Raw genomic sequence first — 26,233 nt, 5'->3', positions numbered from 1 at the left:
CTACTTCCGAACGTGGCCTGTACCACCTCGGCGCTCCTCGTCTCTGCACGTTACAGGTGAAGTCGCGTGTCGAACGGATCGGCCTACCGCCCAGTATCCGTTCCCGGTGCACGAATGGGGGCGCAGGTTCGGCGCTTCGGATATCGAAATGGTCTCGATATGACATCCTGACATCCGTGATCGAGCGTGGAGGAGTGCGCGAGAGCAGGGGCCCGCAGGGCTCCTCGCCGACAGATCCTTCCCCGACGCTGCCCGGTTCGTCCCGGTCGCGAGGAACGGAACGACCCGAGGTGGGTCGCCGGTCGCACCAGCCCCTGCGTGCCGTGTGGGACCCGGTGGGACGGCCGGACCGGCCGCCGCGCCGACCGCGACCCGAACGGGACGTCCGCAAGCAGACCCGCGTGGGCAGGTTCGTCGCCACCTACGGCTGGCGCGCCTACGCCGTTCCGATCCTCGCCGTCGTGACCCTGATCGTGCTGTGGGACGCCGCGCGTGGCGCCGGAGCGGAGGAGCCCGCCGACCAGACCGACGCGAGCGAGGTCACCGAGATCATCGTCGAGGCCCCGCAACCCGAGGGAACCTTCCCCGAGTCGCTCGAGTCCGGTGCGCTGCCGGAGGGCGGCCCGTTCACGGAGGTCGGTGCGCGGGAGTGGCGGGTCGTGCCCGGCACCACGGGTCAGGTCGGCGCGGGGCAGACCCGTGTGTTCACCTACACGGTGGAACTCGAGGAGGGCATCGACACCACCGGCTACGGCGGCGACGCGGCCTTCGCGTCGATGGTCGACCGGACCCTTGCCGACCCGCGCAGCTGGATCGGCGACGAGGCGGTCGCCTTCCGCCGGATCGACACCGGCGAGCCGGACTTCCGGATCTCCCTCACTTCGCAGATGACCATTCGCGAAGGATGCGGCTACGACATCCCGCTCGAGGGATCGTGCTTCAACCCCTCGATGGAGCGGGTGTTCCTCAACGAAGCGCGGTGGGTGCGCGGGGCCGTCGCCTTCCAGGGCGACATCGGGTCGTACCGCCAGTACGTCGTCAACCACGAGGTCGGCCACGCCATCGGCCTGGCGCAACACGATGCCTGCACCACCGACGGCGGCCTCGCGCCGATCATGATGCAGCAGACCTTCGGCACCGCCAACGACGACATCGCGCGCCTGGACCCGGGCGGCACGGTCCCCGCCGACGGGGCGCGGTGCCGGTTCAACCCGTGGCCGTACCCGCGGGCGTAGGCGCCGGTCGGGGTCGACGGGCCGGGCGGAGTCGACGGGCGAGGTGGGGGTCGACGGGCGGAATGGGGGTCGCAGCAGGGAATGGCACCATGGACGGTGACGCAGGACGCATCGCGACAGGAGAACCCGTGACCGCAACGACACCGTCGACGCGCCGATCCCTTCCGCCGTTGGTGGAACCCGGCCCGGAGCTCGGTCGCGAGGAGGTCGCGCGGTACAGCCGTCACCTGATCATCCCGAATGTCGGGGTCACCGGCCAGCGTCGCCTGAAGAACGCGCGGGTGCTGTGTATCGGCGCCGGCGGCCTGGGTTCGCCCGCCCTGCTGTATCTCGCGGCGGCGGGGGTCGGCACGATCGGCATCGTCGAGTTCGACGACGTGGAGACGTCCAACCTGCAGCGCCAGGTGATCCACGGCCGCTCCGACGTCGGACGGCCCAAGGCGGACAGTGCCCGCGACAGCATCCTGGCGATCAACGACGGTGTGACTGTGCGCCTGCACGAGACGCGCCTGGAGTCGAGCAATGCCGTGCAGCTGTTCGAGCAGTACGACCTCATCCTCGACGGCACCGACAACTTCGCGACCCGCTATCTCGTCAACGACGCCGCGGTCCTCTCGGGCAAGCCCTACGTGTGGGGATCGATCTTCCGTTTCGAAGGCCAGGTATCGGTGTTCTGGGAGGACGCCCCGGACGGACGCGGCCTGAACTACCGCGACCTCTACCCCGAGGCACCGGCACCGGGGATGGTTCCCTCCTGCGCGGAGGGCGGGGTACTCGGTGTCCTGCCCGGCACGATCGGCACCGTCATGGCGACCGAGGCGATCAAGCTCATCACGGGGATCGGTGAGCCGTTGCTCGGCCGCCTCATGATCTACGACGCGCTTGCGATGTCGTTCCGGACGGTGACCCTGCGTCGCGATCCGGGACGGGTGCCGGTCACCGAACTCGTCGACTACGAGGCCTTCTGCGGGATCGTTCCCGATGCCGCCGCGTCGGCTCGCTCGGCCGTCACCCCCAGCGAGTTGCGCCGGATGCTCGACGAGGGCCGCGACCTCGCGCTGATCGACGTGCGCGAACCTGTCGAATGGGAGATCGTCCGTATCGACGGTGCCCGGCTCGTGCCGAAGGACCGCATCCTCTCCGGTGAGGTCCTCGCCGACCTGCCGCAGAACACGCCGATCGTGCTGTACTGCAAGACGGGAATCCGATCGGCCGAGGCGCTCGAAGTGCTTGTGCGAGCCGGATTCTCGGACGCGACACATCTGCACGGCGGGGTGATCGCGTGGGCGCAGCAGGTGGATCCCTCGCTACCGGTCTACTGACGGTGACCTCGTTGTGACCTGAAACAGCGGAGTGCCTTCCCGATCCGAGCGGTGTGCGGCGGTAGGTTGAGCTGCGTGAGCTCACTCGAACCGCCTCAGCACGTGTGCTCCACATTCGGTCTCCGCGACGTCGAACCGGTCCCGCTCGGGCCCGACTGGGACGGCGGTTTCCGGTGTGGAGACGTGGTGCTGTCCCGAGTCGCCGATCATGCTCGCGCGGCCTGGTCCGCCAAAGTGCGGGAGACCCTGACCGTCGACGGTGTGCGGCTGGCCCGTCCGGTGCGGTCCACCGACGGTCGCTACGTGGTCTCCGGATGGCGCGCCGACACCTACATCGTCGGTACGTCCGAGCCCAGGCACGACGAAGTGGTCTCGCTGTCGCTGCGGCTGCACACCGCCACCGCGCAGCTCGAACGTCCCCGTTTCCTCATGCAGCCTCCGGTCGCACCCTGGGAGGACGTCGACGTCTTCGTCGCGGCCGACCGCGCGGCCTGGGAAACCGTGCCCCTGCGCAGCGCCCGCGCGGCGGGGGCGCCCGAGACGGTGACCCCCGACGGCCGTAAGAGTCTCGACCTGATCAACCAGCTCGCGACCTTCCGCAAGCCCGTGCACCTGCCCGACCAGCTCGTCCACGGCGACCTGTTCGGCACCGTCCTGTTCGCCGGGCGCGCGGCACCCGGGCTGACCGACATCACCCCCTACTGGCGTCCGGCCTCGTGGGCGGCCGCCGTCGCCGTCGTCGACGCACTGTCGTGGGGCGGTGCCGACGAAGGGCTCATCGGTCGCTGGGAGGATCTGCCGGAATGGCCGCAGATGCTGCTGCGCGCGGTCATCTTCCGTTTGGCCGTGCACGCGCTGCACCCGCGCTCGACCGAGGACGCCTTCCCGGGCCTGGCGCACACCGCCGACCTCGTGCGGTTCCTCCTGTAACACCTCACAGGGCGGCCGGGGCCGGGGTGAGCAACTCTTGACGCGACGGTCACCGCGGGCAGCACCGTAGCAACACCCGTTTCCTACCTTGGGGATCAACACGGACCCGAGGAGGAACGGCGATGACGACCTTCATCGAAAAGGAAAGTCTCAGAGACAAATTCGCGCGCAAGCACAACATCGAGCGGTGGGACGCCGAGGATGTGGAGGCGTGGGAGGCCGGCGGCAGGCAGGTCGCCAAGCGCAACCTGATCTGGTCGGTGATCGCCGAGCACGTCGGCTTCTCCGTCTGGTCGATCTGGTCGGTGATGGTGCTGTTCATGCCCACCGAGGTGTACGGCATCGACGCCGCCGGTAAGTTCTTCCTGGTCGCCGTCCCCACACTCGTCGGCGCGATCCTCCGCATCCCCTACACCGTCGCCACCGCCCGTTTCGGTGGCCGCAACTGGACCATCTTCAGTGCCCTCGTACTGCTGATCCCCACCATCGGGGCGCTGTACCTGATGCTGAACCCGGGTCACTCCTACACGACGTTCATGCTGGTCGCGGCACTTGCCGGTGTCGGCGGCGGCAACTTCGCGTCGTCGATGACCAACATCAACGCCTTCTACCCGCAGCGACTGAAGGGCTGGGCCCTCGGACTCAACGCCGGCGGCGGGAACATCGGTGTCCCGGCCGTTCAGCTGATCGGCCTGCTCGTCATCGCCACCGTCGGCAACACCGAGCCCTGGATCGTGTGCGCGGTCTACCTGGTCCTGTGCGCCGTCGCCGCGCTCGGTGCCGCCCTGTTCATGGACAACCTCCGTGATCAGAAGGCCGACCTGCGGGCCATGGGCGCCGCGCTGAAGTTCCGCGACTCGTGGATCATCTCCTTCCTCTACATCGGCACCTTCGGTTCGTTCATCGGCTTCAGCTTCGCCTTCGGTCAGGTCCTGCAGATCAACTTCCTCGCCGGCGGCGACACCCCCGCCCAGGCCGCACTGCACGCCGCGCAGATCGCCTTCATCGGCCCGCTCCTCGGATCCATCTCGCGCCCGCTCGGCGGAAAGCTCGCCGACCGCATCGGCGGCGGGAAGATCACCCTCTACACCTTCGTCGCGATGGCCCTGGCCGCCGCGGTGCTCATCGTCGCCGGCACCCTCGACGACCGCACCACCGGCGCCGCGACCGGCGGTGTGCTGACCGCCATGGTGCTCGGCTTCATCGCCCTGTTCCTGCTCTCCGGGCTCGGCAACGGCTCGGTCTACAAGATGATCCCGTCCATCTTCGAGGCCCGTGCGCAGGATCTCGACGAACTGGATCGCGACGAGAAGGCCGCCTGGTCGCGCAGCATGTCCGGTGCCCTCATCGGCTTCGCCGGTGCCATCGGCGGACTCGGCGGCGTGGGCATCAACCTCGTCTTCCGCGCCTCCTACGGCGGCGAGGCGCAGTCCGCGACGATGGCCTTCTGGGTCTTCGCGATCTTCTACCTCGTGTGCATCGCGGTGACCTGGTTCGTCTTCCTCCGCCGCCCTCACACCCCCCCCACGAGCGAGCCGTCCAGCGAGGCTCCCGCCCCGGCCCGCGTCGCAGTCTGACCGATCCCGGCACGAAGAAAGAGAACATCATGAGCCGCAAGAACGTCGTCGTCGTCGGACACGGAATGGTCGCCCACCGCTTCGTCGAAGCCCTTCGCGTCCGCGACGAGCAGAACAGCTGGTCGGTGACCGTGCTCGGCGAGGAGGCCGACGCCGCCTACGACCGCGTGGGACTGTCGTCCTACGTCGGAGCCTGGGACCGCAAGGAACTCGCCCTCGCCGGAAACGACTACGCAGCAGACGACCTCGTCGACCTGCGTGTCGGCACCCGCGCCGTGGGAATCGACCGCGCGGCCCGCACCGTCACCACCGCCGGCGGCGACGTTCTGCCCTACGACAGCCTCGTCCTCGCGACCGGCTCGTACCCCTTCGTGCCCCCCGTGCCCGGCCACGACCTGCCCGGCTGCTTCGTCTACCGCACGCTCGACGATCTCGACGGCATCCGCGCCGCCGCCGAACGCGCCAAGGCCGCCGGCCTCGCCGGCATCGTCATCGGTGGTGGCCTGCTCGGACTCGAGGCCGCCAACGCGCTGCGCCTGCTGGGCGTGACCCCGCACGTCGTCGAGTACAACAACCGGCTCATGCCCGCCCAGGTCGACGAGGGCGGCGGCCGTGTCCTCGACCGTCTCGTCACCGACCTCGGCCTCGTCACCCACACCGGTGTGGGCACCGAGAAGATCGAGGCCGGACCTGAGGCGCTCCAGGTGACCCTGTCCGACGGCTCCGTCCTCGCGGCCGGGCTCGTGATCTTCTCCGCCGGCATCCGTCCCCAGGACGAACTCGCCCGCGAGGCCGGACTCGAACTCGGCGGCCGCGGCGGTGTGCTCACGGACCGCACCTGTCGGAGCACCTCGGACGAGGCCGTCTACGCGATCGGTGAATGCGCGGCCGTCGAGGGCACCTGCTACGGACTCGTAGCCCCCGGCTACAGCACCGCCGAGGTCGTCGCCGACCGGCTCGTCGGCGGCACCGCCGAGTTCCCCGGCGCCGACCTGTCGACGAAGCTCAAACTGCTCGGCGTGGATGTCGCGAGCTTCGGCGACGCCCACGCGACGACGCCCGGCGCCCTCGAGGTCGTGCTGTCCGACTCCGCGAAGGGCACCTACGCCAAGCTCGTCGTCTCCGACGACGCGAAGACCCTGCTCGGTGGCATCCTCGTCGGCGACGCCTCCGCCTACGGCACGCTGCGACCGCTGGTGGGCCGCGAACTGCCGGGTGATCCGGCCACGCTGATCTCCCCGGTGGGGGAGAAGCCGGGCGCCGGCGCGCTGCCCGACGACGCCGAGGTGTGCTCGTGCAACGGTGTCACCAAGGGCGCGATCTGCGGCGCGATCTCCGAGGGCGCCTGCGACATCGCGCAGATCAAGTCGTGCACGAGTGCGGGCACCACCTGCGGCGGCTGCCTCCCGAGCATCAAGCAACTGCTCGCCCAGTCGGGTGTGCAGATGTCGAAGGCCCTGTGCGAGCACTTCGAGCAGTCGCGCGCCGAACTGTTCGAGATCGTCCAGGCCACCGGCATCCGCACCTTCTCCGCGCTCATCGCGCAGTACGGAACCGGACACGGCTGCGACATCTGCAAGCCGGTGGTCGCCTCGATCCTCGCGTCCACCGACTCCGACCACATCCTGCACCCGAAGCAGGCAGGTCTGCAGGACACGAACGACCACTTCCTCGCCAACATCCAGAAGAACGGCACCTACTCGGTCGTGCCGCGCATGCCCGGTGGCGAGTGCACCCCCGAGCAGCTCATCGTGATCGGTGAGGTGGCACGCGATTTCGGTCTCTACGTGAAGATGACCGGCGGTCAGCGCGTCGACCTGTTCGGTGCCCGCGTCGAACAGCTCCCGCAGATCTGGAAGCGTCTCGTCGACGCCGGCATGGAATCCGGCCAGGCGTACGGCAAGTCGCTGCGCACCGTCAAGAGCTGTGTCGGCTCCACCTGGTGCCGCTACGGCGTGCAGGACTCGGTCGGGATGGCCGTCGCCCTCGAATTGCGTTACCGCGGACTGCGATCGCCCCACAAGCTCAAGATGGGTGTGTCGGGTTGCGCCCGTGAATGCGCCGAGGCACGCGGCAAGGACGTCGGTGTCATCGCGACGGAGAACGGCTGGAACCTGTACGTGTGCGGCAACGGCGGCCAGTCGCCCAAGCACGCACAGCTCCTCGCCGGTGGTCTCGACGACGAGACCCTCGTCCGCTACATCGACCGGTTCCTGATGTTCTACATCCGCACCGCCGACCGGCTTCAGCGCACCGCGCCGTGGCTCGACGCACTCGAGGGCGGTCTCGCACACCTCGAGGAGGTCGTGTGCGACGATGTCCTCGGCATCGCCGACGATCTCGAGGCCGCGATGGCCAAGCATGTCGAGGGCTACAAGGACGAGTGGGCCGGTGTCCTCGAAGATCCGGAGAAGCTGGCGCGGTTCGTCTCGTTCGTCAACGCGCCCGAGCAGCCCGACCCCACGGTCCGCTTCGACGACAGCGGCCCCCGCAAGGTCCCCGTCCTCGTGGGTATGCCGGGCATCGGACCCGGAACCGGGGCGTGACGACCGCTTACCCCGAGGGAACGAGCGGGTAACGCGCTCGAAACACCCGGCACCCACACTTCAGGACAGCAGTTTCAAGGAGGACAGCGATGACCGTCATCGAGACGCACACCGTAGGGGGATCGACGCGCGACAGCGTGTTCGACGGGCGACTGGAATGGACCTCGGCCTGTCCACTCAGCCATCTCATTCCGGGCCGCGGCGTGGCCGTGCTGCTGCGCGGCGGCGAGCAGGTGGCCCTGTTCCTGCTCGACGACGGAACGCTGCGCGCAGTAAGCAACTTCGATCCGTTCGGCCGCGCCGCGGTGATGTCCCGCGGTATCGTGGGCGACCGGGGCGGAGAGCCCACCGTGGCGTCGCCGCTGCTCAAGCAGGTCTTCTCCCTCGACGACGGCCGGTACCTCGACGATCCGTCGGTGCGTCTGCCCGTCTACGAGGTGCGCGTATGGGCGGGAGTCGTCCAGATCCACAGCCTCGTCCCCCGTGACCAGCGGCACGAGGGGCCGACCGGAGAGGGTTCGTGAGCGACGACAACGCGCCGTTGCGGGGATTCACCATCGGCGTGACGGCCGCTCGGCGTGCCGACGAGTTCGCCACGCTCCTCACCAGGCGTGGGGCCGAGGTCGTGCACGCCCCCGCCATCCGCATCATCCCGCTGTCCGACGACGACGAGCTCGAGCGCGTCACCCGCTGCATCGTCGCGCAGCCCCCGGACATCACGATCGCCACCACGGCGATCGGATTCCGCGGGTGGATGGGTGCAGCGGAGGGCTGGGGACTGGCCGACGACCTCGCGCAGGCACTCGGCTCGAGCCGGATCCTCGCCCGTGGCCCGAAGGTCACGGGCGCGATCCGGGCCGCCGAACTCCGCGAGGAGTGGTCTCCTTCCTCGGAATCGTCCGCCGAGGTGCTCGAACTTCTGCTGAAGGAGGGGGTCGCCGGCCGCCGCATCGCGGTGCAGTTGCACGGCGAGCGCACCGAATGGGAGCCTGGGACCGACGTGTGCGATGCGCTGCGCGCTGCGGGCGCCGACGTCGTGCCCGTCCCGGTCTACCGATGGACGGCCCCCGAGGATCTCACCGCGCTCGACCGGATGATCGAGCAGATCGTCGAACGCGGACTCGACGCCGTGAGCTTCACCAGTGCACCGGCCGTCGCGTCGATGCTCATGCGGGCCAAGGAGACCGGCTGGCTCGAGCCGATGCTCCGGTCGCTGCGGACCGGCGTCACCGCGGTGTGCGTCGGTCCCGTCACCGCGGCACCGCTCACCGAACTCGACGTACCCGTCAGCATGCCCACCCGATCCCGGCTGGGTTCGCTGGCCCGGCACATCGCCGAGGAACTGCCCCGGCGGGCTGTGCGCATCGAGGCCGGCGGTCACGTACTCAGTCCGCGAGGGCGCTGCGTGATCGTCGACGGCACCGTGCGGTGCCTTCCCCCTACCGGGATGGCCCTGATGCGCACACTCGTCGCGCGCGCCGGTCTCGTCGTCTCCCGCGAGGAACTCCTCGCGGCCCTGCCCGGCGGTGGCGGCGACACTCACGCCGTCGAAACCGCGGTCGCCCGGGTGCGCTCGGCTCTCGGCGCACCGGCGATCGTGCAGACCGTCGTCAAGCGCGGCTACCGCCTCGCCGTCGACCCGGAAGGAATGCATCCATGACCGGTACACACGCCGACCCGGCGCTCCTGCTCGTTGCGCACGGCACCCGCAATCCGCGCGGTGTCGACATGATCGCGGCGCTCGCCGATGCCGTCTCCTCCCGCGTCGGCCCCACCCGTGTCGCCTTCGTCGACGTCCTCGGACCGTCGCCCTCGGAGGTCCTGCGCGACACCGGCCGTCCGACCGTGCTCGTCCCCGCCTTCCTCGCCTCCGGCTATCACGTGCACACCGACGTTCCGCGCGAGGTCGCGGCCGGCGGGAACGACGCGGTGACGATCACCCCCGCGCTCGGTCCCGATCCTGCTCTCGCCCGTGTCCTCGTCGAGCGGTTGCGGCAGGCCGGCTGGGTCGAGGGCGACGACGTCGTTCTCGCGGCCGCCGGCTCGTCCGACCCTCGCGCCCGCCACGACGTCCACGTGACGGCCCGCATGGTCTCGTCGCTCGTGCACACCCCGGTGCGCGTCGGATGGATCGCCACCGGAGAACCGCGGGTCGCGACCGTCGTGGACGAGGTCCGCGCCGGCGGCGCACACCGGGTGTTCGTCGCGTCGTATCTTCTCGCCGACGGTCTGTTCCACCACCGCCTGGCGGAGGTCGGCGCCGACGGCGTCGCTGCGCCGATCGGTGTCGCCGAACCCGTCGTCGACCTCGTGGCCCGGCGCTACCGCTCCGCAGTCGACGCGTTGCGCCTCGCTCCCGTGGGAGCGGCTCGCCACCGCGCCTGAATCAGCGGGGGAGCGGCAGCAATTCGACGCGGTCGCCGTCCACCGCTCCCGGTGGCACCACGGCGATCGCGCTGCGCCCGATGAGGCCGGCGAGATGCGCGGTACGAATCGTATTGTCGCACAACCATCGTCCCTGCACGTCCTGGCGGGGGGGGAGCAACCGCGTGATGTCGCCGACGACCTCCGAGGCGTTCGCCAGCGGAGCGGTCACAGGAGTCGCCGGGGTGCGGAGGGTGCGGCCGTCGACGATCGCAGGCAGCAGCACCAGCAGCGTCGACACCGCCGCCACCGGATTCCCGGGCAGTCCCAGCACGGCACGGCCGTCCGGCAGCGTCGCCGCGACCTGTGATCCGCCGGGCTTGCACCGCACCCGTTCGACGACCACCTGCGCGCCGGCCCGCGCCAGCGCACCGCGCAACTGATCGGCGGCGCCACCGCCCGTCGCGCCAACGATGACGATCGCATCGGCATCGGTGCCCGTGAACAACGCATCGAATCCGTCGGCGGTGTCGCGGAGATGCCCTTCACCGACCACCGTGGCGCCGCACCAGCGGACGAAGTCCGGGAGTACCGGACCCAGCGAGTCGCGCGTCTGCCCCTCGCGCAGAGGGCCGGTGCGTCGGATCTCGTCGCCGGTGAGCACTATATGCACCCGTAGAGGACCTCGCACCCGGAGTTCGGTGACCTCACCGCTGGCGGCCGCGGAGGCGACCGCCGGGCTCACGGCGGTGCCGGCCTCGGCGAGGACCGTCCCCGACTCCCAGTCCTCCCCGCGGCGCCGCGCGTCGTCGCGCACGGGCGCATCGGGCAGGCGACTGACGAGACCGCCTTCCATGCGGACGAACTCGTCGCGCACGACGGCGGTCGCGCCGGCCGGCAGGTGGGCGCCCGTCGCAATCCGGGCCGCTTCCCCGTCGCCGAGCGTGAGCGAGCCTCCGTCGCCCGCGTAGCGGATCTCGTTGCGCAACAACCACGGTCCGTCGCCCGCCACCGCGTAACCGTCCATCGCCGAGGTGCGGACGCGAGGCAACGCCTCCACCGCGACGAGCGGAGCCGCCAATGTGGCGCCCCGCGCCTCCTCGACCGGGACGGTGCGGAAAGGCAACGGCGACAACGCTTCCCGTAGGATTCTCCGCGCCCGGTCCGGATCGGCGGCCACACGGGCGGTCGCGGATCCGGCGCGCGCCGCCTCCAGATCGGCAGGGGTGTCGCAGTCGGTCGCCTCGGACACCGAGACGGTGACGTACCGCTCGGGCAACAACGCCTTCATGGGCCGGTTCGCGACGTCTCCACCGAGAGAGTCCAGACGCGCGGCCAGCGCCGGTGTCCGCCACGCGGCGAGCAGGAACTGCACCCGGCCGGTGTCGTCCACCGCGAAGGCGGCCTCGGCCGTCGCATCCTCGTTCAGGGCCTCCAGCAGGGCCGCAACCGTCGTCGGTGTGACGAACGGAAGGTCGGCGGCGAGAGTGACCACGAGATCGGCGACCGGATCCGCCGCTGCCAGCGCCGCGACCGGACCCGCACCGGGCGGTGTCTCCTGGATCTGCAGCACGTGGAGGTCGAGATCGTCGCGGTGCGGACCCACCACCGTCACCCGCGCGCACCCCTCGACCGCGCCCAGGGCGGTGTCGAGCATCCTGCGGCCGCCGACGGTCAGAGCGGGCTTGTCGACGCCTCCCATGCGGGTCGCGCGGCCTCCCGCGACGATCACGGCTTCGACGTGGGTGAGCGTGCTCATGTCTTCATGCTGCCTCATCCGCCGCGCTCGTGATCGTCTGTACTCGCCGTGTCCGGCACCGATCGCACTGCCGTGTCCGGCACCGATCGCACTGCCGTGTCCGGCACCGATCGCACTGCCGTGTCGCGGATAGACTGCCGGGTATGTTCTTCGGCTGGCGGAACGGCGCGGCGGTGTTCGTCGTCCTCATGTCCTGGCTCGTCTCCGCGGTCGTTCCGGTCACCGCGGTCTCCACCGGCGACACCGCCGGATTGCTCCTCGGCCTGCTGGTGGTGGTCGTCGCAGCACTCGCGTTCGTCGCCGCCGCGGAGGATCCGCTGTTCGCCTTCGGTCGCAGCATCCGGGGCCCGACCTCCGAGGAACGACGTCTGCGCGGCGGGTTCCGCCGCCACTCCCACCCCGACACCGCCGGACGGCCACGTCCGCGCTCACCCGGTTCCGTCCTCGCCCTCGACACTCCGTCCGACGAGGAACACCGGGAGATTTTCCATGTTCGATCCCTATCCGCACGGCACACCCGCCGTGTCCGTCCGCAGCGCCCACCGCTCGTTCGGTGACCTGACCGTCTTCACCGGGGTGAACGTCGACGTCGCCCCCGGCCGATGTTGCGCCGTGATCGGCGCGAACGGCACCGGCAAGTCCACCCTGCTCGGATGCGTCGTCGGCGTCGACCGACTCGACGAGGGCGTTGTCGAGATCCACGGCGTCCCCGTCGACGAGAGCTCGCCGACGCTGCGACGGCAGGTCGCCGCAGTCCTCGGCGACGTGGCGACATTCGCGCATCTCACCGCGCACGAACACCTGCAACTCGTCGCCACCGGTCACGGCGTGACCGACCCGTTCGACGCGGCGACACAGGTCCTCGAGACGGTCGGTCTCGCCGCGTCGGCCGATCGACTGCCGCTGACCTTCTCGAGCGGGCAACGCCGCCGGCTCGCGCTGGCCTCCGCGCTGGTACGGCCCCGGCGGTTGCTCGTCCTCGACGAACCCGAACAGCATCTCGACGACGCCGGTCGCCGGTGGCTGGCGTCCACACTGGAAGCCGAGAAGCGCGCGGGCGGCACCGTGCTGATGGTCTCGCACGATGTCGCGCTGGTGGACGCGGTCGCCGACCAGGTGGTGGAGGCGGACCGATGGAGCTGACCGGAACCGTCCCCAGCGCGCGCGACCTCCGCGCGCTCCGTCACGCCTTCGAGCGCCGGCGCGCGCCGCTGGTGGATCGTCCGGCCCTCGCTGTGCTGGTCGTCCTCGGCTTGTATGTCGGCGGGGGGCTGGCGTGGTGGTTGTTCTCCCTTCCGGCGACGACCTTCGCGTGCGGGGACCCGATCGTGCGCGATTCGGGGTGCACCTCGGCGTGGGGATGGGCCGTCGTCGCGATCGCGGTCGCTGCGGGGACGGCGTCCACCCGGGCCGCAGGTCCGGTGACGTGCGGTACCGAGACGGAGTTCTGGCTGCTGTCCACACCGGTGGATCGCGGTGCGGCACTCCGCCCGAGAGTCGCGGCGCTCCTGATCTGCGGTGCAATCGCGGGTGCTCTCGCGGGACGGTTCGCGACGTTCGTGACCACCCCGGAGGGGCGCGTCGCGTTCACATGTCTCGCTGCCGCTCTCGGTGTCGGTGCCGTCGCCCTTCCGATGCTCGTGCAGTGCCGGGTACTCGTGCCCGCGGTCGTGCGGGTCGTGGTCGGGCTGTGCCTCGTCGCCGTTCCGGGCGTGGTGACGGTCGCCGCCGTCGGCGTCGCGGTGCCACCGCCGGGACCGTTGTTCGTGGTGGGGGCGTGGATCGCCGTTGCGGCACCGGCGGTCTCGGCGTTGCGTCGATGCGACAGGATCGCTGCACCGGAGTGGAGGGTGGGATCGGACACCGCGGTCGGTGTGTCGGCGTCGTTCACGGCACTCGATCCTTCGCTGCTGACAGGCGTGGTCGAACGGAAGGCCTGGTTGCGCATCGGATCCCGCCGCTCGCGGGCCCTGCCGCGCCGCCGGATCGCGGCACTCGTCCGTTCCGATCTGCTCTGCCATGTCCGTAGGCCCACACCCGTGCTCGTCGCGTGCGTGGCGCTGCTCGGCGTCGTGGTGCTGATGTCGGTCGTATCGCCGCCCGCCGCTGTCGTGGTGCAGCTCGTCGCCGTCTTCACCGTGGCGACGATTTTCGGTGCGGGTCTGCGCGACGTGAGCCGCGATCCCGATTTCGCCGTCCTGCTCGGTACGAGCGACACGTATCTGCGTCGCGCACTCTCGGCCGTCCCGGGGTCGGCCGCGGTCGTCGCCGGTGCCGTGACGGGATTCGCCGGGAGTGCGTCGGTGGCGAGCGTCGTGATCGTCATCGTCGGTGGGTGCGCGGCCGCCTATCGGATGCGCACGCGACCTCCGATCGGGTACGACGGTCTGATCCTCGAGACGGCCGTCGGGCAGATTCCGGTCGATCTGCTCCGGCAGTGGGCGCGGGGACCGGACCTACTCGTCGTCTGCGCGTGGCTCGCCGCCGTGCTCGCCTGAGCCCGGCGGGAACCGGTGTCGAGCACGGGTGAGATCGATCCGGTCGCCGGAGATCGGGACGCCCTCGAGTTCGAGACGCGCGAGTTGCCGGCGCGCGAGGTGCGAGGCCGGTCGCCCGGACGCCGGGACCACGCGGTGCCACGGCAGGTCGGCGGAATCGGTCCGCATGATCCATCCGACGGTGCGTGCACTCGACAGGCCCGCGGCACCGGCGATGTCGCCGTAGGTCGCGACCCGGCCTGCGGGCACGGAGGCCACGAGTTCGCGGACCCGCTCGATCTGCTCGTCCGTGGTGACCACCGGCTACACCATCCGGGCCACGAGTTCGGCGGTCTCGGCGGGACGCGCCTGGTCGATCATGTGGTCGCAGTCGAATTCGAGCAGGGTCAGGTCGTCGCCGAGTCGTTCCGCCAGGTCGCGACGGAAATTTGACGTGGTGTACGGGGGTTGCACCTTCCCGGCCTGCACGAAGATCGTCGGGATACCGGCCGGCGGCAGGACGGGTCCGCGGGCCAGCTCGCCCCACGAGGTCACCAGCGCAGGTACGCAGATCCGCCAGTTGACACGCCCCGAGTCGAGTTCGACGAGGTGCTCGGCGATCTCCTCGTCGAGCAACTCGGGGGCCACCTCGCCCCAGTCGCCGTGGACCTTCTCGGCCCGCGCCTCCGCCTCGTCCGTGTAGTCGGGGTTGTGGAGGGGGAGGTCGGCGATCTCGAGCATCCGGTCGGCCGGGAGGCCGATCGCCGGATCGAGGAGTACCAGCGCCCGCACCCTGTCGGGCACCGCGGCGGCGAGATGCAGCGCGAGGGCACCACCGAAGGAGTGGCCCACCACGGTGACGGGACCGGTGGTGTGTGCGTCCAGCACGGCCTTCAGGTCGGCGATGTGCGCCTCGCACGACCACGGGGGAGTCCACGGCGACCGGCCGTGACCCCGGAGGTCCGGAGCGACGAACCGCAGGTGGGGCAGGTGTCGTTCGGCGAGGTTCCGCCAGCGTCGGCCGTGACCGGTGAGTCCGTGCAGGGCGAGGACCTCCGGTCCGTCGACGGGGCCGAACAGATGGGTGTGCAGAAGATCCGTGGCACTCACGCCGACCACTATCCCAGTCGTGACTCCGCGGTGTGCCCCGGACGCTGTCGTACCCGTCTGGTGGGATGGGGTCATGCTCGACGTCGATACCGGCATCCCCGACCTGCACCCACCACGGGCGCAGGTCACCGACCTGCCCGCCACCGTCTCGCGCATGTCCGAACCGCAGATCCCCGATCGCGTCCGCCGCCCGGCCGCGCGCCTCGTGCGCAGGTCCGCCGAGGCGCCGGTGGCCCGCGAGTGGCCCGACGACGTGCGCGTGCTGTTCGACGACGCCCCGCCCTCCCTCCGCTGGCGGCCGTGGCAGGTCCTCGGCGGTCCCGGCACGGGCAAGACGTCCCTGCTGGTCGACCTCGCGGTCCACCGCATCGCCTCCGGCGCCGATCCCGAGTCGGTGCTCATCCTCACGCATTCGCGGCGGGCCGCCACCGCCGTGCGCGAGGCGATCACGGCCGGTCTGATCGCGCTCGGCGACGGCGCAGTGCCCCGCGCCACACGCGAGCCGCTCGTCCGTACCGTCCACTCCTACGCCTTCGCGGTGCTGCGGTTGCAGGCCTCGGCGCACGGCAATCCGCCGCCCCGTCTGATCACCGGCGCCGAACAGGACGCCGTGCTGCGCGAACTGCTGCGCGGCGACATCGATGACGGCGCCGGGATGTGGCCCGAGCGGTTGCGTCCGGCACTGGGCATGACGGGCTTCGCCGTCGAACTGCGCGACCTGATGTTGCGCGCCAACGAGCGCGGTCTCGGCCCGGAGGATCTGGTCGCGCTCGGGGAGCGCCGCAATCGGCCCGAATGGGTCGCGGCCGGGCGTTTCGCGGAGCGCTACGAGCAGGTGATGCTGCTTCGCGGTGCCGTCGGTCTCGAAGCTCCGGAGGCCACCGCTCCGGCACTCGACGCGGCCGAACTCGTCGGCGCGGCGCTCGCGGCGTTCGCGACCGATCCCGATCTGCTGGCCGCCGAGCGCGGCCGCATCCGCCACCTGCTCGTCGACGACGCCCAGCATCTCGATCCGCAGGCCGCCGACCTGGTCCGCGTGATCGGTACCGGCACCCGCACGAGCACGATCGCCGGCGACCCCGATCAGGCCGTCTTCGGCTTCCGCGGCGCCGACACCTCCTTCCTCGAGAGCCTCGGCGAGGCCGACGGATCGCGCCGCATCGTGTTGGGTGTCAACCATCGTGCCGCTCCCGAGGTGGCGTCCCTCGCCGACGGGATCACCCGCAGACTGCCGGGCCTGCCGCCGCACCGGGGTATGGCCGGGCACCGCGTCGAGGAGGGCGATCCGGGGCAGGTCCGCGTGGCGGTGTGCTCGTCGCAGGCCAAGGAGGCGGCACTGGTCGCCGACACCCTGCGCCGGTCCCATCTCGTCGACGGTGTGCCGTGGTCGCGCATGGCGATCGTTGTCCGGTCCGTGCCGCGGGTACTCGCGCCGCTGCGTCGCGCGCTGCTCGCGGCGGGCGTCCCGATGACGACCGCCGCCTCCGAACTCCCGCTGGCCCGCCAGCACAGCGTCGCGGGACTGCTGCTCGTGCTGCGCGCGGTATCCGACAGTGGCTTCGGCGGGGACGAAGCACTTGCCCTGCTGTCCGGGCCCATCGGCGGTGCCGAACCGGTCGCGCTGCGGAGACTGCGGCGTGGTCTGCGGCGGGGCGAGCTAGCATCGGGCAACGACCGCGACTCCGCCGAACTGCTGCGCATCCTGCTCACCGAGGGCGACGACACCGCCGGGAACTCGCATCTGATCCGCGGGCTGACCGACGTCGAGGCGGCACCGCTGAGGAAGGTGCTCGGTGTGCTGCGCAAGGCCCGCTCGGCGGCGCTGCGCGGGGGCGGTCTCGAGGACGTGCTGTGGGAGGCATGGCAGGCCACCGGACTCGAACGGCGATGGGCCGCCGCGTCGGCCTGGGGTGGGCCGATCGGGGCGCAGGCCGACCGCGATCTCGACGGCGTCGTGGCTCTGTTCGACGCCGCCGCCGACTACGTCGACCGTCTGCCCCGCGCACACATCGCCGGGTTCGTCGACTATCTCACCGAGCAGGAGATCCCTGCGACGGCTCGCACCCGTGTCGCCGCCGAATCCGAAGCGGTCACGGTCGTCAGCGCGCACTCCGCCGCCGGTCGCGAATGGGACGTCGTGGTGGTCGCCGGTGTCCAGGAAGGGCTGTGGCCGAGCCTGCGCGCCCGCGGCACCCTGCTCGGCATCGAGGCCCTGATCGACGCGGTCTCCGGTGCCGACGGCGGCGACGAGGCCGGTTCGCGGCTCTCCCGCACCGCACCGCTGCTCGCCGAGGAGCGGCGCCTGTTCCTGGTGGCATGCAGTCGCGCCCGCACCCACCTTCTGGTGACCGCCGTCGATTCGGTGAGCGGCGACAGCGAACTGGTCCGGTCCCGTTTCGTCGACGAACTGCGCGGTGTCGGCACCGACGACCTCGACGCGCCCGACGACCTCCTGGCCGAACCGGCGCCCGACGAGGTCCGCACCCGCGTGCTGGCCCTGCCCGCCCTCGTCGCCGAACTGCGCAGCGTGGTCTGCGATCCCGAGATCGCCGAGACCGAACCCGAACGACAGCAGCGAGCCGCCCAGCAACTCGCGCGGCTCGCGCGCGCCGGGGTGCGCGGCGCCCACCCCGACGACTGGTACGGCACGGCCGATCCCAGCACCGCCGACCCGCTGTGGGATCCCGACGACGACGCGGTGCGATTGTCGCCGTCCACGGTCGAACAGCTCACGACGTGTCCGCTGCGGTGGATGTTCGAGCGCCACGGCGGTTCCGACGGCGAGAACAGCCATGCCGTCACCGGCACGCTGGTACATACCCTCGTCCAGGCGCTCGCCGGGCGGATCCCTCCCGACCGCATCGACCAGGCCCTCGAGAAGGCATGGGACTCGGTCGATCTGGGTGCCGAATGGTATGCCCGCCGCGAGCTCGAACGCACCCGCCGCATGCTCGACACCTTCTCGACGTGGCTGCAGGGCACACGCGGAGAGCTCACCGAGATCGGCGTCGAGATCAAGGTCGACGGCATCCTCGAACCCGATTCCGACGACAAGCCCCGCGTGCGGCTCCGTGGTCGCATCGACCGGCTCGAACGCGACGCCGAGGGCCGCCCGGTCGTCATCGACGTCAAGACCGCGAAGAACCCGGTGTCGAAGGACGCCGCGCGCGATCATGCCCAGCTCGCCGCCTACCAGGTGGCCGCGGCGGCCGGCGCGATCGAGGGCGAACCGGCATCGGAGCCCGGTGGCGCGCGCCTGGTCTTCGTGGCGAAGCCGCACAACAAGGAAGGCGCGACGCAGCGCGTGCAACCGCCCCTCGACGAGGACGGTCTCGCGCAGTGGCGGGAGATCATCCACGACGCGGCGGCCGCGACCCGTGGCCCCCGCTTCGTTGCGAGGGTCAACGACGGGTGCCGGCACTGCCCGGTGCTGTCGAGCTGCCCGGCACACGACGAAGGCAGGCAGGTGACAGGGGAATGAGTGCACCACGGGTGAGCGCGAAGCGCCTGGCGGAGGCACTGGGACAGTTGCCGCCGACGACCGAGCAGGCCGCCGTCATCGAGGCCCCGCCCGGCCCGATGCTGGTCGTCGCCGGGGCCGGTGCCGGCAAGACCGAGACGATGGCCGCGCGGGTGGTGTGGCTCGTCGCCAACGGTCTCGTCGAACCCGAGCAGGTGCTGGGCCTGACCTTCACGCGTAAGGCCGCGCAGCAGCTCACGGCCCGCATCCGGGCGCGCCTGGCCAAGCTCGCCGGATCGGCGCTCCTGCGCGACCTCGATCCGAGCGGCGGGTTGCGCGCACGGATCCTCGGCAGCGAACCCGAGGTGAGCACATACCACGCATACGCCGGTCGCCTGCTCACCGAGCACGGTCTGCTGCTGCCCATCGAACCGTCGGCGACGCTGCTGTCCGAGACCGAGCTGTGGCAGGTCGCGCACCGCGTGGTCAGCTCGTGGGACGGCGAACTCGACACCGACCGCAATCCCGCATCGGTGACCGAGGCCGTTCTCGCCCTGTCCGGCCAGCTCTCCGAGCACCTCGTCGAGCCGGATCTGCTGCGCGACGCCCACGTCGAACTCGAACAGCTGGTGCACACCCTCCCGCCCGGCCCGGGGCAGCGCGGAGCACCGTCGAAGACGCTGCTCGGCTACCTCGAGACCCAGCACGCGCGGTTGCAGTTGCTTCCGCTCGTCGAACGGCTGTCCGAGACACTGCGTCGCGAAGGTGCTCTCGACTTCGGGAGCCAGATGTCGCTCGCCGCGCGGGTCGCCCGCGATCACCGCGAGGTGGGAGCCGGGGAGCGGGAACGATTCCGGGCTGTGCTGCTCGACGAGTACCAGGACACCGGGCACGCCCAGCGCGTGTTACTCGCCGCCCTGTTCGGCGGTGGCGCCGATCCCGGTCTCGCGGTCACCGCGGTCGGCGATCCCATGCAGTCCATCTACGGCTGGCGCGGCGCGTCGGCCGCCAACCTGCCGCGGTTCGCGACCGACTTCCCGGCGGCCGACGGCGAGCCGGCACCCACCCGCGAACTGCTCACCAGCTGGCGCAATCCGCCGCAGGCCCTCGAACTGGCGAACGTCTCGTCCGAACCTCTGCGCGATCGCGGGGTGTCGGTCAGCCGGTTGCGTCCCCGCCCCGACGCGGCCGCCGGCGACGTCCGCCTCGCGTTGCACTCCGACGTCGCGGTGGAACGCGACTGGGTCGCCGACCGGATCGCCGACGAGTACGCCGCCGCCCGCGAGGCCGGACGCACACCGCCGACCGCTGCGGTCCTCGTCCGGCGCAACGCCGACGCCGCTCCGATCGCCGAGGCGCTGCGCGCCCGCGACCTTCCGGTCGAGGTCGTCGGCATCGGCGGGTTGCTGCACACGCCCGAAGTCGCCGACGTGCTCGCGATGCTGCGCCTGGCGGCGGATCCGCTGGCCGGGAGCGCAGCTGTGCGGGTGCTCACCGGCGCCCGCTGGCAGCTCGGTGCCGCCGACCTGAAGGCACTGTGGGAGCGCGCCCAGGAACTGGCCATCGCGGGACGCTGGGGTGTCGCCGGTGCGGTGACCGATCCCGACGCGCTCGAGGACGCCCTCGATTCGGCGCTGCCCGGTGAATATGCCGACCAGGCCGGTCTCGCTGATGCGATCTCCGATCCCGGCGACAGCAGCCGCTATTCGAAGTTCGGCTACGCGCGCATCGTCGCGCTCGGTCGCGAATTGACCTCCCTGCGCGAGCGGCTCGGCCAGCCGCTCACCGAACTCGTCGCCGAGGTCGAGCGTGTGCTCGGTCTCGGCATCGAGACCGAGGCCCGCGTGGGCCGCCGACGCGGTGTCGCCGGCCGCGAGCATCTCGACGCCTTCGCCTCGGTCGTCGCGTCCTACGCGGGGCGGACCAACGCGACCCTGCCCGGTTTGCTGTCCTATCTCGCGGCGGCGGAGGAGATCGAGCAGGGGCTCGCGCCCGGTGAGGTGGAAGTCGACCCCGACCGCGTGCAGGTCCTCACCGTCCACTCCGCGAAAGGCCTCGAATGGGAGGTCGTCGCCGTCCCACATGTCGCTGCCGGGGTCTTCCCATCCTCCACCGCCGCCGCGACCTGGCTCGGTTCGACGACCGAACTTCCCCCGCACTTGCGGGGCGACCGGGTGCTGCCCGCCGACGATCCGGGCAGCACCGACGGTGTGCCCGTGCTCGAGCTCGACGACCTCTCCGATCGCAAGATGCTCGAGCGGGCCATCGACTCCCACAAGGACGCGCTCAAGCGCCGCAAGCTCGACGAGGACCGTCGGCTGTTCTACGTCGCTCTCACCCGCACCGAACGAACACTGTTCGTCTCCGCCCACCACTGGGCAGACACCGGATCCGAACCGAAGGGACCCTCGCCGTTCCTCGAGGAACTGCACGAGATCGTCACGGCCCGGCCCGAACTCGGTGCGATCGACCACTGGGCTCCGGAACCCGAACCGAAGGAGGAGAACCCGCTCACGGCCTCACCGCGCAGCGCACTGTGGCCGCGCGACCCGCTCGGTGCCCGGCGCACCGAGGTCGAACGCGGCGCGGCACTGGTCCTCGCCGAGTTCGACCGGACCGACCTCCCGACCGAATACGACGACGATCCCGACGAGTGGGCCACCGACGTCGATGCGCTCCTGGCCGAACGCGAACAGCGCGCCGAGCAGAGCGCCGAGGTGGTGCTGCCCGCACAGCTGTCAGTCAGCCAACTCGTCGATCTCGCCACCGATCCCGACGCCCTCGCCGCGCGTCTGCGTCGTCCGTTGCCGTTCCGGCCCAATCCGCTCGCGCGTCGCGGCACCGCCTTCCACGCGTGGCTCGAGCGCAGATTCGGCGCGACGCGCCTGCTCGACCTCGACGAGCTTCCCGGTGCCGACGACGAGGACGGCGACGATTCGCACTTCGACCGGCTCCAGGAGGCATTCCTGCGGTCGAAGTGGGCGTCGCGCAACCCCGTCGAGGTCGAGGTGCCGTTCGAAACGGCCCTGGGCGGCATCGTGATCCGCGGACGTATCGACGCCGTCTTCGAGGATCCGGACGGCGGTTGGACGGTCATCGACTGGAAGACCGGCGCCGAACCGGAAGGCGAGAAGCTCGCCGCGGTGGGTGTGCAGCTCGCCGCCTACCGGCTCGCCTGGGCCCAGTTGATGGCAGCGCGGACCGAGCGGCTCACCGGCCGACCGGCCGAACTGCCGCTGCACAAGGTCCGAGCGGCCTTCCACTACGTCCGCACCGGACGCACCGTCGCGCCCGAGGAACTGCCGAATGCGGCGATGCTCGAACGCCTCGTGCTCGAGGCGGGGAATCTGCGAGGGCGTGCCGACGGCGAGTGACGCAACCTCAGGGGCGCTGCCCGATACCGGTGGCCGCTTCGTGTGCCCGGCGTCCGGCGGTATCGGGTGCAAGGGGAGCGGTGGGCATCCCGGCTCCCTCCCGCAGTCCCGACAGGAATTCCTCGAGGATCTCGGGCGGCGAATACTGCGGTTCCCAGCCCAGTTCTGTGCGGGCGCGCGTGTTGTCGAGCAATGGAAGTTGCAGCACGGTGTCGAGCAGGCCGGGGGAGGCCGGAACGAGATGCGCGTGCCAGGCCGCCCGCACGGCCTTGCGGAGTGCTGCACGCGGTACGTGGATCTTCCTGGCGGAGAACATCTCTGCCAGGAACGCGCCGTCCACGGGCGGTTCCGTGGCGAGGTTGAACGCGCCGCGGACGGGCCGGACGGTCGCACGGACGAAGGCGTCGGCCACGTCGCTCGTGTGCAGTACCTGGGCACGCAGATCCTCGACCAGCGGCATCACGGGGAGCAGTCCGCTGCGCAGCAGGTTTCCCGGGAGCAGGGGGCCGACGAACAGGCGTCGCTGTGAGGTCGCCGATTCGCGCTTGAAGAGGAAGTAGGGCCGCATCCGTACGATGCGCATCTCCGGCGCCCGCAGTTCGAGGGTGTCGAGAAAACGTTCCAGATACGACTTCTCGCGGGGATAGGCGGCACCCGGCCACCCGTGCGTGGGCCAGTCCTCGGTGACGCGATCCGTCGAGCGTCCGGGCGAATAGGCCGCGACCGACGACGAGTAGATCAGCGCGGGAACCTTCTCCGCGGCAGCCGCCTCGAAGACAGAGATCGCGCCGAGCACATTGTTCTCCCAGGTCACCTCCGGGCGGTGCGTGGGTTGGAACAGCCAGGACAGGTGGATCACCGCGTCCGCGCCCCGCACGATGGGGCGGAAGTCGTCGGTGGTGGTGTCGGCGACCGTGAAGGTCGCCTTGGGGGACGTCCATTCCGTCGGTCGTCGCGCGACGCCGACGATCTCGGCGACGTCGGGTTCGCGTCCGAGCGCCTCGACGATCCCGGTTCCCAGATTTCCGGTCGCGCCGACGACGACCACCTTCAGACCACGTGCGGTGTCCATACCGACGCATACCCGCTCGCTGTGACCTCACTCACCGCGTGTGGTCAGCTCAGCGGGAGGATGTGCGGCGGACCTTCAGTGCCTCGGTGACGAGCGGGACCTGCAGCGGGAGCCGGGCGAGCGACACCGCCTTGGCGGCGGGGGAGAGCTTCGGGCTGCGCAGCCACGTCACGGCCATCTGCACGTTGGCGGGGAAGACCGCCAGGAACAGCGCCGCGGCCAGGGAACCGCCGAGGCGCCGGGTGCGGGGCACGGCGAGCGCGCCGGCGACGGCGATCTCCGCGACCCCCGAGGCGTAGGTGTAGGTGCGGGCATCACCCGGCAGGGCGCGGGGCACCATGCCGTCGAACGGTTCCGGTCGCACGAAGTGCAGGACCCCCACGCCGAGAAGTAGACCTGCCAGCCGGATCGCAGAGCGCTGCGACGCTTTCGTGGACATGCGTGCCACACTAGCGCGCGGCGGTACGCTGCGATCCGGTATCGGGCGCAGTTCGTTCGGTACCGCGACGACCGAGGGTGGCCACCAGTGGAGGCCGACAGCAGGAAGGTGGGACACCGCGATGCCCGGGAGGTTGCGTGCGCGGTTCAGCCGCTCCGATCAGCTCACCGAGCGCCCCGACTTCGCGCTCGTCGGTGTGCTGCGCGTACCCCAGGAACAGACGAGTCCCGGACTCGCGATCGCGCGTCGCATCGGCTACGCGTTCGCGGCGCTGTTCCTCGCGGTCGTCGTGGTCTACCTCGATCGCGATGGCTACCGCGACGCCCAGGGCGACGAACTGTCGCTGCTGGACTGCGTCTACTACGCCACGGTCTCGCTCTCGACCACCGGCTACGGCGACATCACCCCGTTCACACCCGAAGCGCGCCTGATCAACATCTTGCTGATCACCCCGCTCCGGGTGTTCTTCCTCATCGTGCTCGTCGGTACCACTCTGTCGGCACTGACCGAGAGTTCCCGGCAAGCATTCAAGATCCAGCGTTGGAGGCGCCGCGTGCGTAATCACACCGTCGTCATCGGTTACGGCACCAAGGGCCGTACCGCAGTCGACGCGATGCTCGGCGACGGGGTACCCCCGTCCGAGATCGTCGTGGTCGACACCGATCCGGTGGTTCTCGAGTCCGCGGCCGGCCAGGGCCTCGTGACGGTCCAGGGTTCGGCGACGAAGTCCGATGTGCTCCGGCTCGCCGGGGTGCAGCACGCGTCGGCGGTGATCGTCGCCGCGAACCGCGACGACACCGCGGTGCTCGTGACCCTCAGCGCCCGCGAGATCGCCCCGCGCGCGAAGATCGTCGCCGCCATCCGCGAGTCGGAGAACACCCACCTGCTGCGTCAGTCCGGTGCCGACTCGGTGGTCATCTCGTCGGAGACGGCGGGGCGACTGCTCGGCATTGCCACGACCACGCCGAATGTTGTCGAGATGATCGAGGACCTGCTCACCCCGGAAGCCGGGTTCGCCATCACCGAACGCGATGTCGACCCCAGCGAGGTCGGGGGATCCCCGCGGCATCTCAAGGACATCGTGCTCGCCGTCGTCCGCGACGGGCGGATGTGGCGGATCGGTTCGCCCGAGGTCGACGCGCTCGAAGCGAACGACAAACTGCTCTACATCCGGCTGGTGGGTTCGTCGCCGGGCGCCATGCGTGGCTAGGGTGCTGATGTGACCGGTTTCGCTCTGTCGGGTACCCCGCTGCTCTCACGTACCGTCGTCGACCGGGCGGAGGAACTGCGTTCGGACGAGGACGCCCTCCGCGCCGGCTGGGCCGGTGCGAAACTCCTGCGGGTCGATCGTCGCAACCAGGTCCGTGTCTCCGACAACGCGCTCGTGCTCGGTGAGGCGTCCGAACTCGGTCCCGAACCGGTCGAGGGCGCGATCTTCCTGGGTATCCGCGACGGACACCACGTCTGGGCGTCTCGCGTCCTGGCGCAGACGGGCACGGTGGCCGATCTGCGGCGCATCGGCGAGCGTCTCGACGATGCCGACGCCGATCTGATGGTCAGCGCGGTCGCGTTGCTGAACTGGCACGACAACGCCGGCTACAGCGCGGTCGACGGCTCGCCCACCCGTCCGACGATGTCCGGCTGGTCGCGGATCAGCACCGAGACCGGACACCAGGAGTTCCCTCGCACCGACCCGGCGATCATCTGCCTCGTACACGACGGACACGACCGGGTGCTGCTCGCCCGGCAACCGGTGTGGCCCGAGCGGCGCTTCTCCGTTCTCGCAGGCTTCGTCGAAGCCGGTGAGTCGCTCGAATCGTGCGTGGTGCGGGAGATCCGTGAAGAGGTCGGTGTCGAGGTGCGCGACGTGCGGTATCTCGGCAGTCAGCCCTGGCCGTTCCCTCGATCGCTCATGCTCGGATTCGCGGCGATCGCCGATCCCGAGCAGGCGCTGGACTTCCGCGACGGGGAGATCACCGAGGCGCGGTGGTTCACTCGTGACGAGGTCCGTGCGGCGCTGGCGACTGGCGACTGGGCGTCCGCCGAGGACGCCCCGCTGTTGTTGCCCGGTTCGATCTCCATTGCGCGCGGGATGCTCGAGGGCTGGGCCAAGGAGTAGCAGGCCGTGCGGTAGAGGGCACTGCGGTAGAGGGCACTGCGGTAGAGGGCGCAGGATCGAGTCGGGCCCGGACACGGGAGAGGCCGGCCGCGACGAACGCGACCGGCCTTACCGGAAGAGCGGGAGCTACAGACCCAGAGCGCGCTGGACCTCGGCGAGCGACGGGTTGGTCGCGGTGCTGCCGTCGGCGAACTTGACGGTGGGCACCACGTGGTTGCCGTTGTTGACGCTGCCGACGAACTCCGCGGCGGCCGGATCCGACTCGATGTCGATCTCGGCGTATGGGATGCCGTTCTGGTCGAGCTGGGTCTTCAGCCGCCTGCAGTAACCGCACCAGGTGGTGGAGTAGACGGTGAGGGCGGGTGCGTCGGTGGGCGTCATGTCTTCGAGAACATCACAGCCGCCGAACATGTTCCGCGACGGGGTGAGCTGTGGTCCTCACCACACCG

General features: G+C 70.6%; 21 protein-coding genes. 15 read left to right on the top strand and 6 right to left on the bottom strand.

The window, feature by feature from the left end:
• The first annotated feature begins 176 nt into the window (after nt 1-176).
• From IM25_RS21750 to IM25_RS21715, 8 genes are all read left to right on the top strand, one after another.
• On the top strand, nt 177-1,235 hold the full coding sequence (locus IM25_RS21750) for a DUF3152 domain-containing protein (RefSeq protein WP_373922158.1): 1,059 nt from the start codon (nt 177-179) through the stop codon (nt 1,233-1,235).
• A gap of 89 nt (nt 1,236-1,324) precedes the next feature.
• Nucleotides 1,325-2,557, top strand: coding sequence for an adenylyltransferase/sulfurtransferase MoeZ (gene moeZ / locus IM25_RS21745; RefSeq protein ID WP_052040030.1), 1,233 nt, complete (start codon nt 1,325-1,327; stop codon nt 2,555-2,557).
• 75 nt (nt 2,558-2,632) lie between these two features.
• On the top strand, nt 2,633-3,487 hold the full coding sequence (locus tag IM25_RS21740) for a TIGR02569 family protein (RefSeq protein ID WP_006550248.1): 855 nt from the start codon (nt 2,633-2,635) through the stop codon (nt 3,485-3,487).
• A 122-nt stretch (nt 3,488-3,609) separates the two neighbouring features.
• Complete coding sequence (locus IM25_RS21735; protein ID WP_065996403.1) at nt 3,610-5,064, top strand: nitrate/nitrite transporter; 1,455 nt, start codon at nt 3,610-3,612, stop codon at nt 5,062-5,064.
• 29 nt (nt 5,065-5,093) lie between these two features.
• Nucleotides 5,094-7,610 carry a nitrite reductase large subunit NirB gene (nirB, locus tag IM25_RS21730; protein WP_033097106.1) on the top strand — a complete coding sequence of 839 codons (2,517 nt, stop codon included), beginning with the start codon at nt 5,094-5,096 and terminating at the stop codon, nt 7,608-7,610.
• 89 nt (nt 7,611-7,699) lie between these two features.
• Nucleotides 7,700-8,134, top strand: coding sequence for a nitrite reductase small subunit NirD (nirD, locus tag IM25_RS21725; protein WP_006550251.1), 435 nt, complete (start codon nt 7,700-7,702; stop codon nt 8,132-8,134).
• A complete protein-coding gene (locus tag IM25_RS21720) occupies nt 8,131-9,270 on the top strand; it encodes a uroporphyrinogen-III synthase (protein WP_006550252.1) in 1,140 nt (379 codons plus the stop codon). Before nirD ends, IM25_RS21720 begins: the two co-directional genes overlap by 4 nt.
• Nucleotides 9,267-9,995, top strand: coding sequence for a sirohydrochlorin chelatase (locus tag IM25_RS21715; protein ID WP_019288475.1), 729 nt, complete (start codon nt 9,267-9,269; stop codon nt 9,993-9,995). The genes IM25_RS21720 and IM25_RS21715 overlap by 4 nt, the downstream gene beginning before the upstream one ends.
• A gap of 1 nt (nt 9,996) precedes the next feature.
• Here IM25_RS21715 and IM25_RS21710 read toward each other — a convergent pair whose 3' ends face one another.
• The gene (locus IM25_RS21710; protein WP_065996402.1) at nt 9,997-11,733 is read right to left on the bottom strand and encodes an NTP transferase domain-containing protein; all 1,737 of its coding nucleotides are present in this window, start codon (nt 11,731-11,733) and stop codon (nt 9,997-9,999) included.
• Between the two features lie 143 nt (nt 11,734-11,876).
• Here IM25_RS21710 and IM25_RS21705 point away from each other — a divergent pair, with 143 nt between their 5' ends.
• Genes IM25_RS21705 through IM25_RS21695 form a run of 3 tightly spaced genes read left to right on the top strand, consistent with a single transcriptional unit; the run spans nt 11,877 to nt 14,231 of the window.
• Nucleotides 11,877-12,290: a DUF6412 domain-containing protein gene (locus IM25_RS21705; protein ID WP_033097107.1), complete on the top strand. Its 414-nt coding sequence runs from the start codon at nt 11,877-11,879 to the stop codon at nt 12,288-12,290.
• Complete coding sequence (locus tag IM25_RS21700; RefSeq protein WP_033097108.1) at nt 12,223-12,876, top strand: ABC transporter ATP-binding protein; 654 nt, start codon at nt 12,223-12,225, stop codon at nt 12,874-12,876. Before IM25_RS21705 ends, IM25_RS21700 begins: the two co-directional genes overlap by 68 nt.
• Nucleotides 12,867-14,231 carry a DUF6297 family protein gene (locus IM25_RS21695; protein WP_033097109.1) on the top strand — a complete coding sequence of 455 codons (1,365 nt, stop codon included), beginning with the start codon at nt 12,867-12,869 and terminating at the stop codon, nt 14,229-14,231. Before IM25_RS21700 ends, IM25_RS21695 begins: the two co-directional genes overlap by 10 nt.
• Here IM25_RS21695 and IM25_RS21690 read toward each other — a convergent pair.
• Together IM25_RS21690 and IM25_RS21685 are read right to left on the bottom strand one after the other, a co-directional pair.
• Nucleotides 14,190-14,531, bottom strand: a complete 342-nt coding sequence (locus IM25_RS21690; RefSeq protein WP_006550258.1) for an MGMT family protein — start codon at nt 14,529-14,531, stop codon at nt 14,190-14,192. The two genes, IM25_RS21695 and IM25_RS21690, sit on opposite strands and share 42 nt — an antisense overlap.
• Nucleotides 14,532-14,534: 3 nt before the next feature.
• Nucleotides 14,535-15,320, bottom strand: coding sequence for an alpha/beta fold hydrolase (locus tag IM25_RS21685; RefSeq protein WP_198162518.1), 786 nt, complete (start codon nt 15,318-15,320; stop codon nt 14,535-14,537).
• A gap of 154 nt (nt 15,321-15,474) precedes the next feature.
• Here IM25_RS21685 and IM25_RS21680 point away from each other — a divergent pair, with 154 nt between their 5' ends.
• Nucleotides 15,475-18,801 (top strand): ATP-dependent helicase, encoded by a 3,327-nt coding sequence (locus IM25_RS21680; RefSeq protein WP_065996564.1) that lies wholly within the window; start codon nt 15,475-15,477, stop codon nt 18,799-18,801.
• Nucleotides 18,798-22,154: an ATP-dependent helicase gene (locus IM25_RS21675; protein ID WP_033097110.1), complete on the top strand. Its 3,357-nt coding sequence runs from the start codon at nt 18,798-18,800 to the stop codon at nt 22,152-22,154. The genes IM25_RS21680 and IM25_RS21675 overlap by 4 nt, the downstream gene beginning before the upstream one ends.
• Nucleotides 22,155-22,161: 7 nt before the next feature.
• On the opposite strand, the gene IM25_RS21670 is transcribed toward IM25_RS21675, so the two are convergent.
• Entirely contained in the window at nt 22,162-23,226 is a 1,065-nt protein-coding gene (locus IM25_RS21670) for an NAD-dependent epimerase/dehydratase family protein (RefSeq protein WP_033097111.1), read from the bottom strand.
• A 49-nt stretch (nt 23,227-23,275) separates the two neighbouring features.
• A complete protein-coding gene (locus IM25_RS21665) occupies nt 23,276-23,665 on the bottom strand; it encodes a DoxX family protein (RefSeq protein ID WP_033097208.1) in 390 nt (129 codons plus the stop codon).
• 121 nt (nt 23,666-23,786) lie between these two features.
• Here IM25_RS21665 and IM25_RS21660 point away from each other — a divergent pair, with 121 nt between their 5' ends.
• A complete protein-coding gene (locus tag IM25_RS21660; protein ID WP_006550264.1) occupies nt 23,787-24,875 on the top strand; it encodes a potassium channel family protein in 1,089 nt (362 codons plus the stop codon).
• 9 nt (nt 24,876-24,884) lie between these two features.
• The gene (nudC, locus tag IM25_RS21655) at nt 24,885-25,784 is read left to right on the top strand and encodes an NAD(+) diphosphatase (protein WP_006550265.1); all 900 of its coding nucleotides are present in this window, start codon (nt 24,885-24,887) and stop codon (nt 25,782-25,784) included.
• 126 nt (nt 25,785-25,910) lie between these two features.
• Here the strand turns inward: nudC and IM25_RS21650 are convergent, their stop codons facing one another.
• Nucleotides 25,911-26,165 carry a mycoredoxin gene (locus tag IM25_RS21650; protein ID WP_024101470.1) on the bottom strand — a complete coding sequence of 85 codons (255 nt, stop codon included), beginning with the start codon at nt 26,163-26,165 and terminating at the stop codon, nt 25,911-25,913.
• Between the last annotated feature and the right edge of the window lie 68 nt (nt 26,166-26,233).

Source organism: Rhodococcus sp. p52 (assembly GCF_000763325.2).
Lineage (GTDB): Bacteria > Actinomycetota > Actinomycetes > Mycobacteriales > Mycobacteriaceae > Rhodococcus > Rhodococcus pyridinivorans.
Note: the sequence above shows the minus strand (reverse complement) of the source record. Positions and strands in the feature narration are given on the sequence as shown.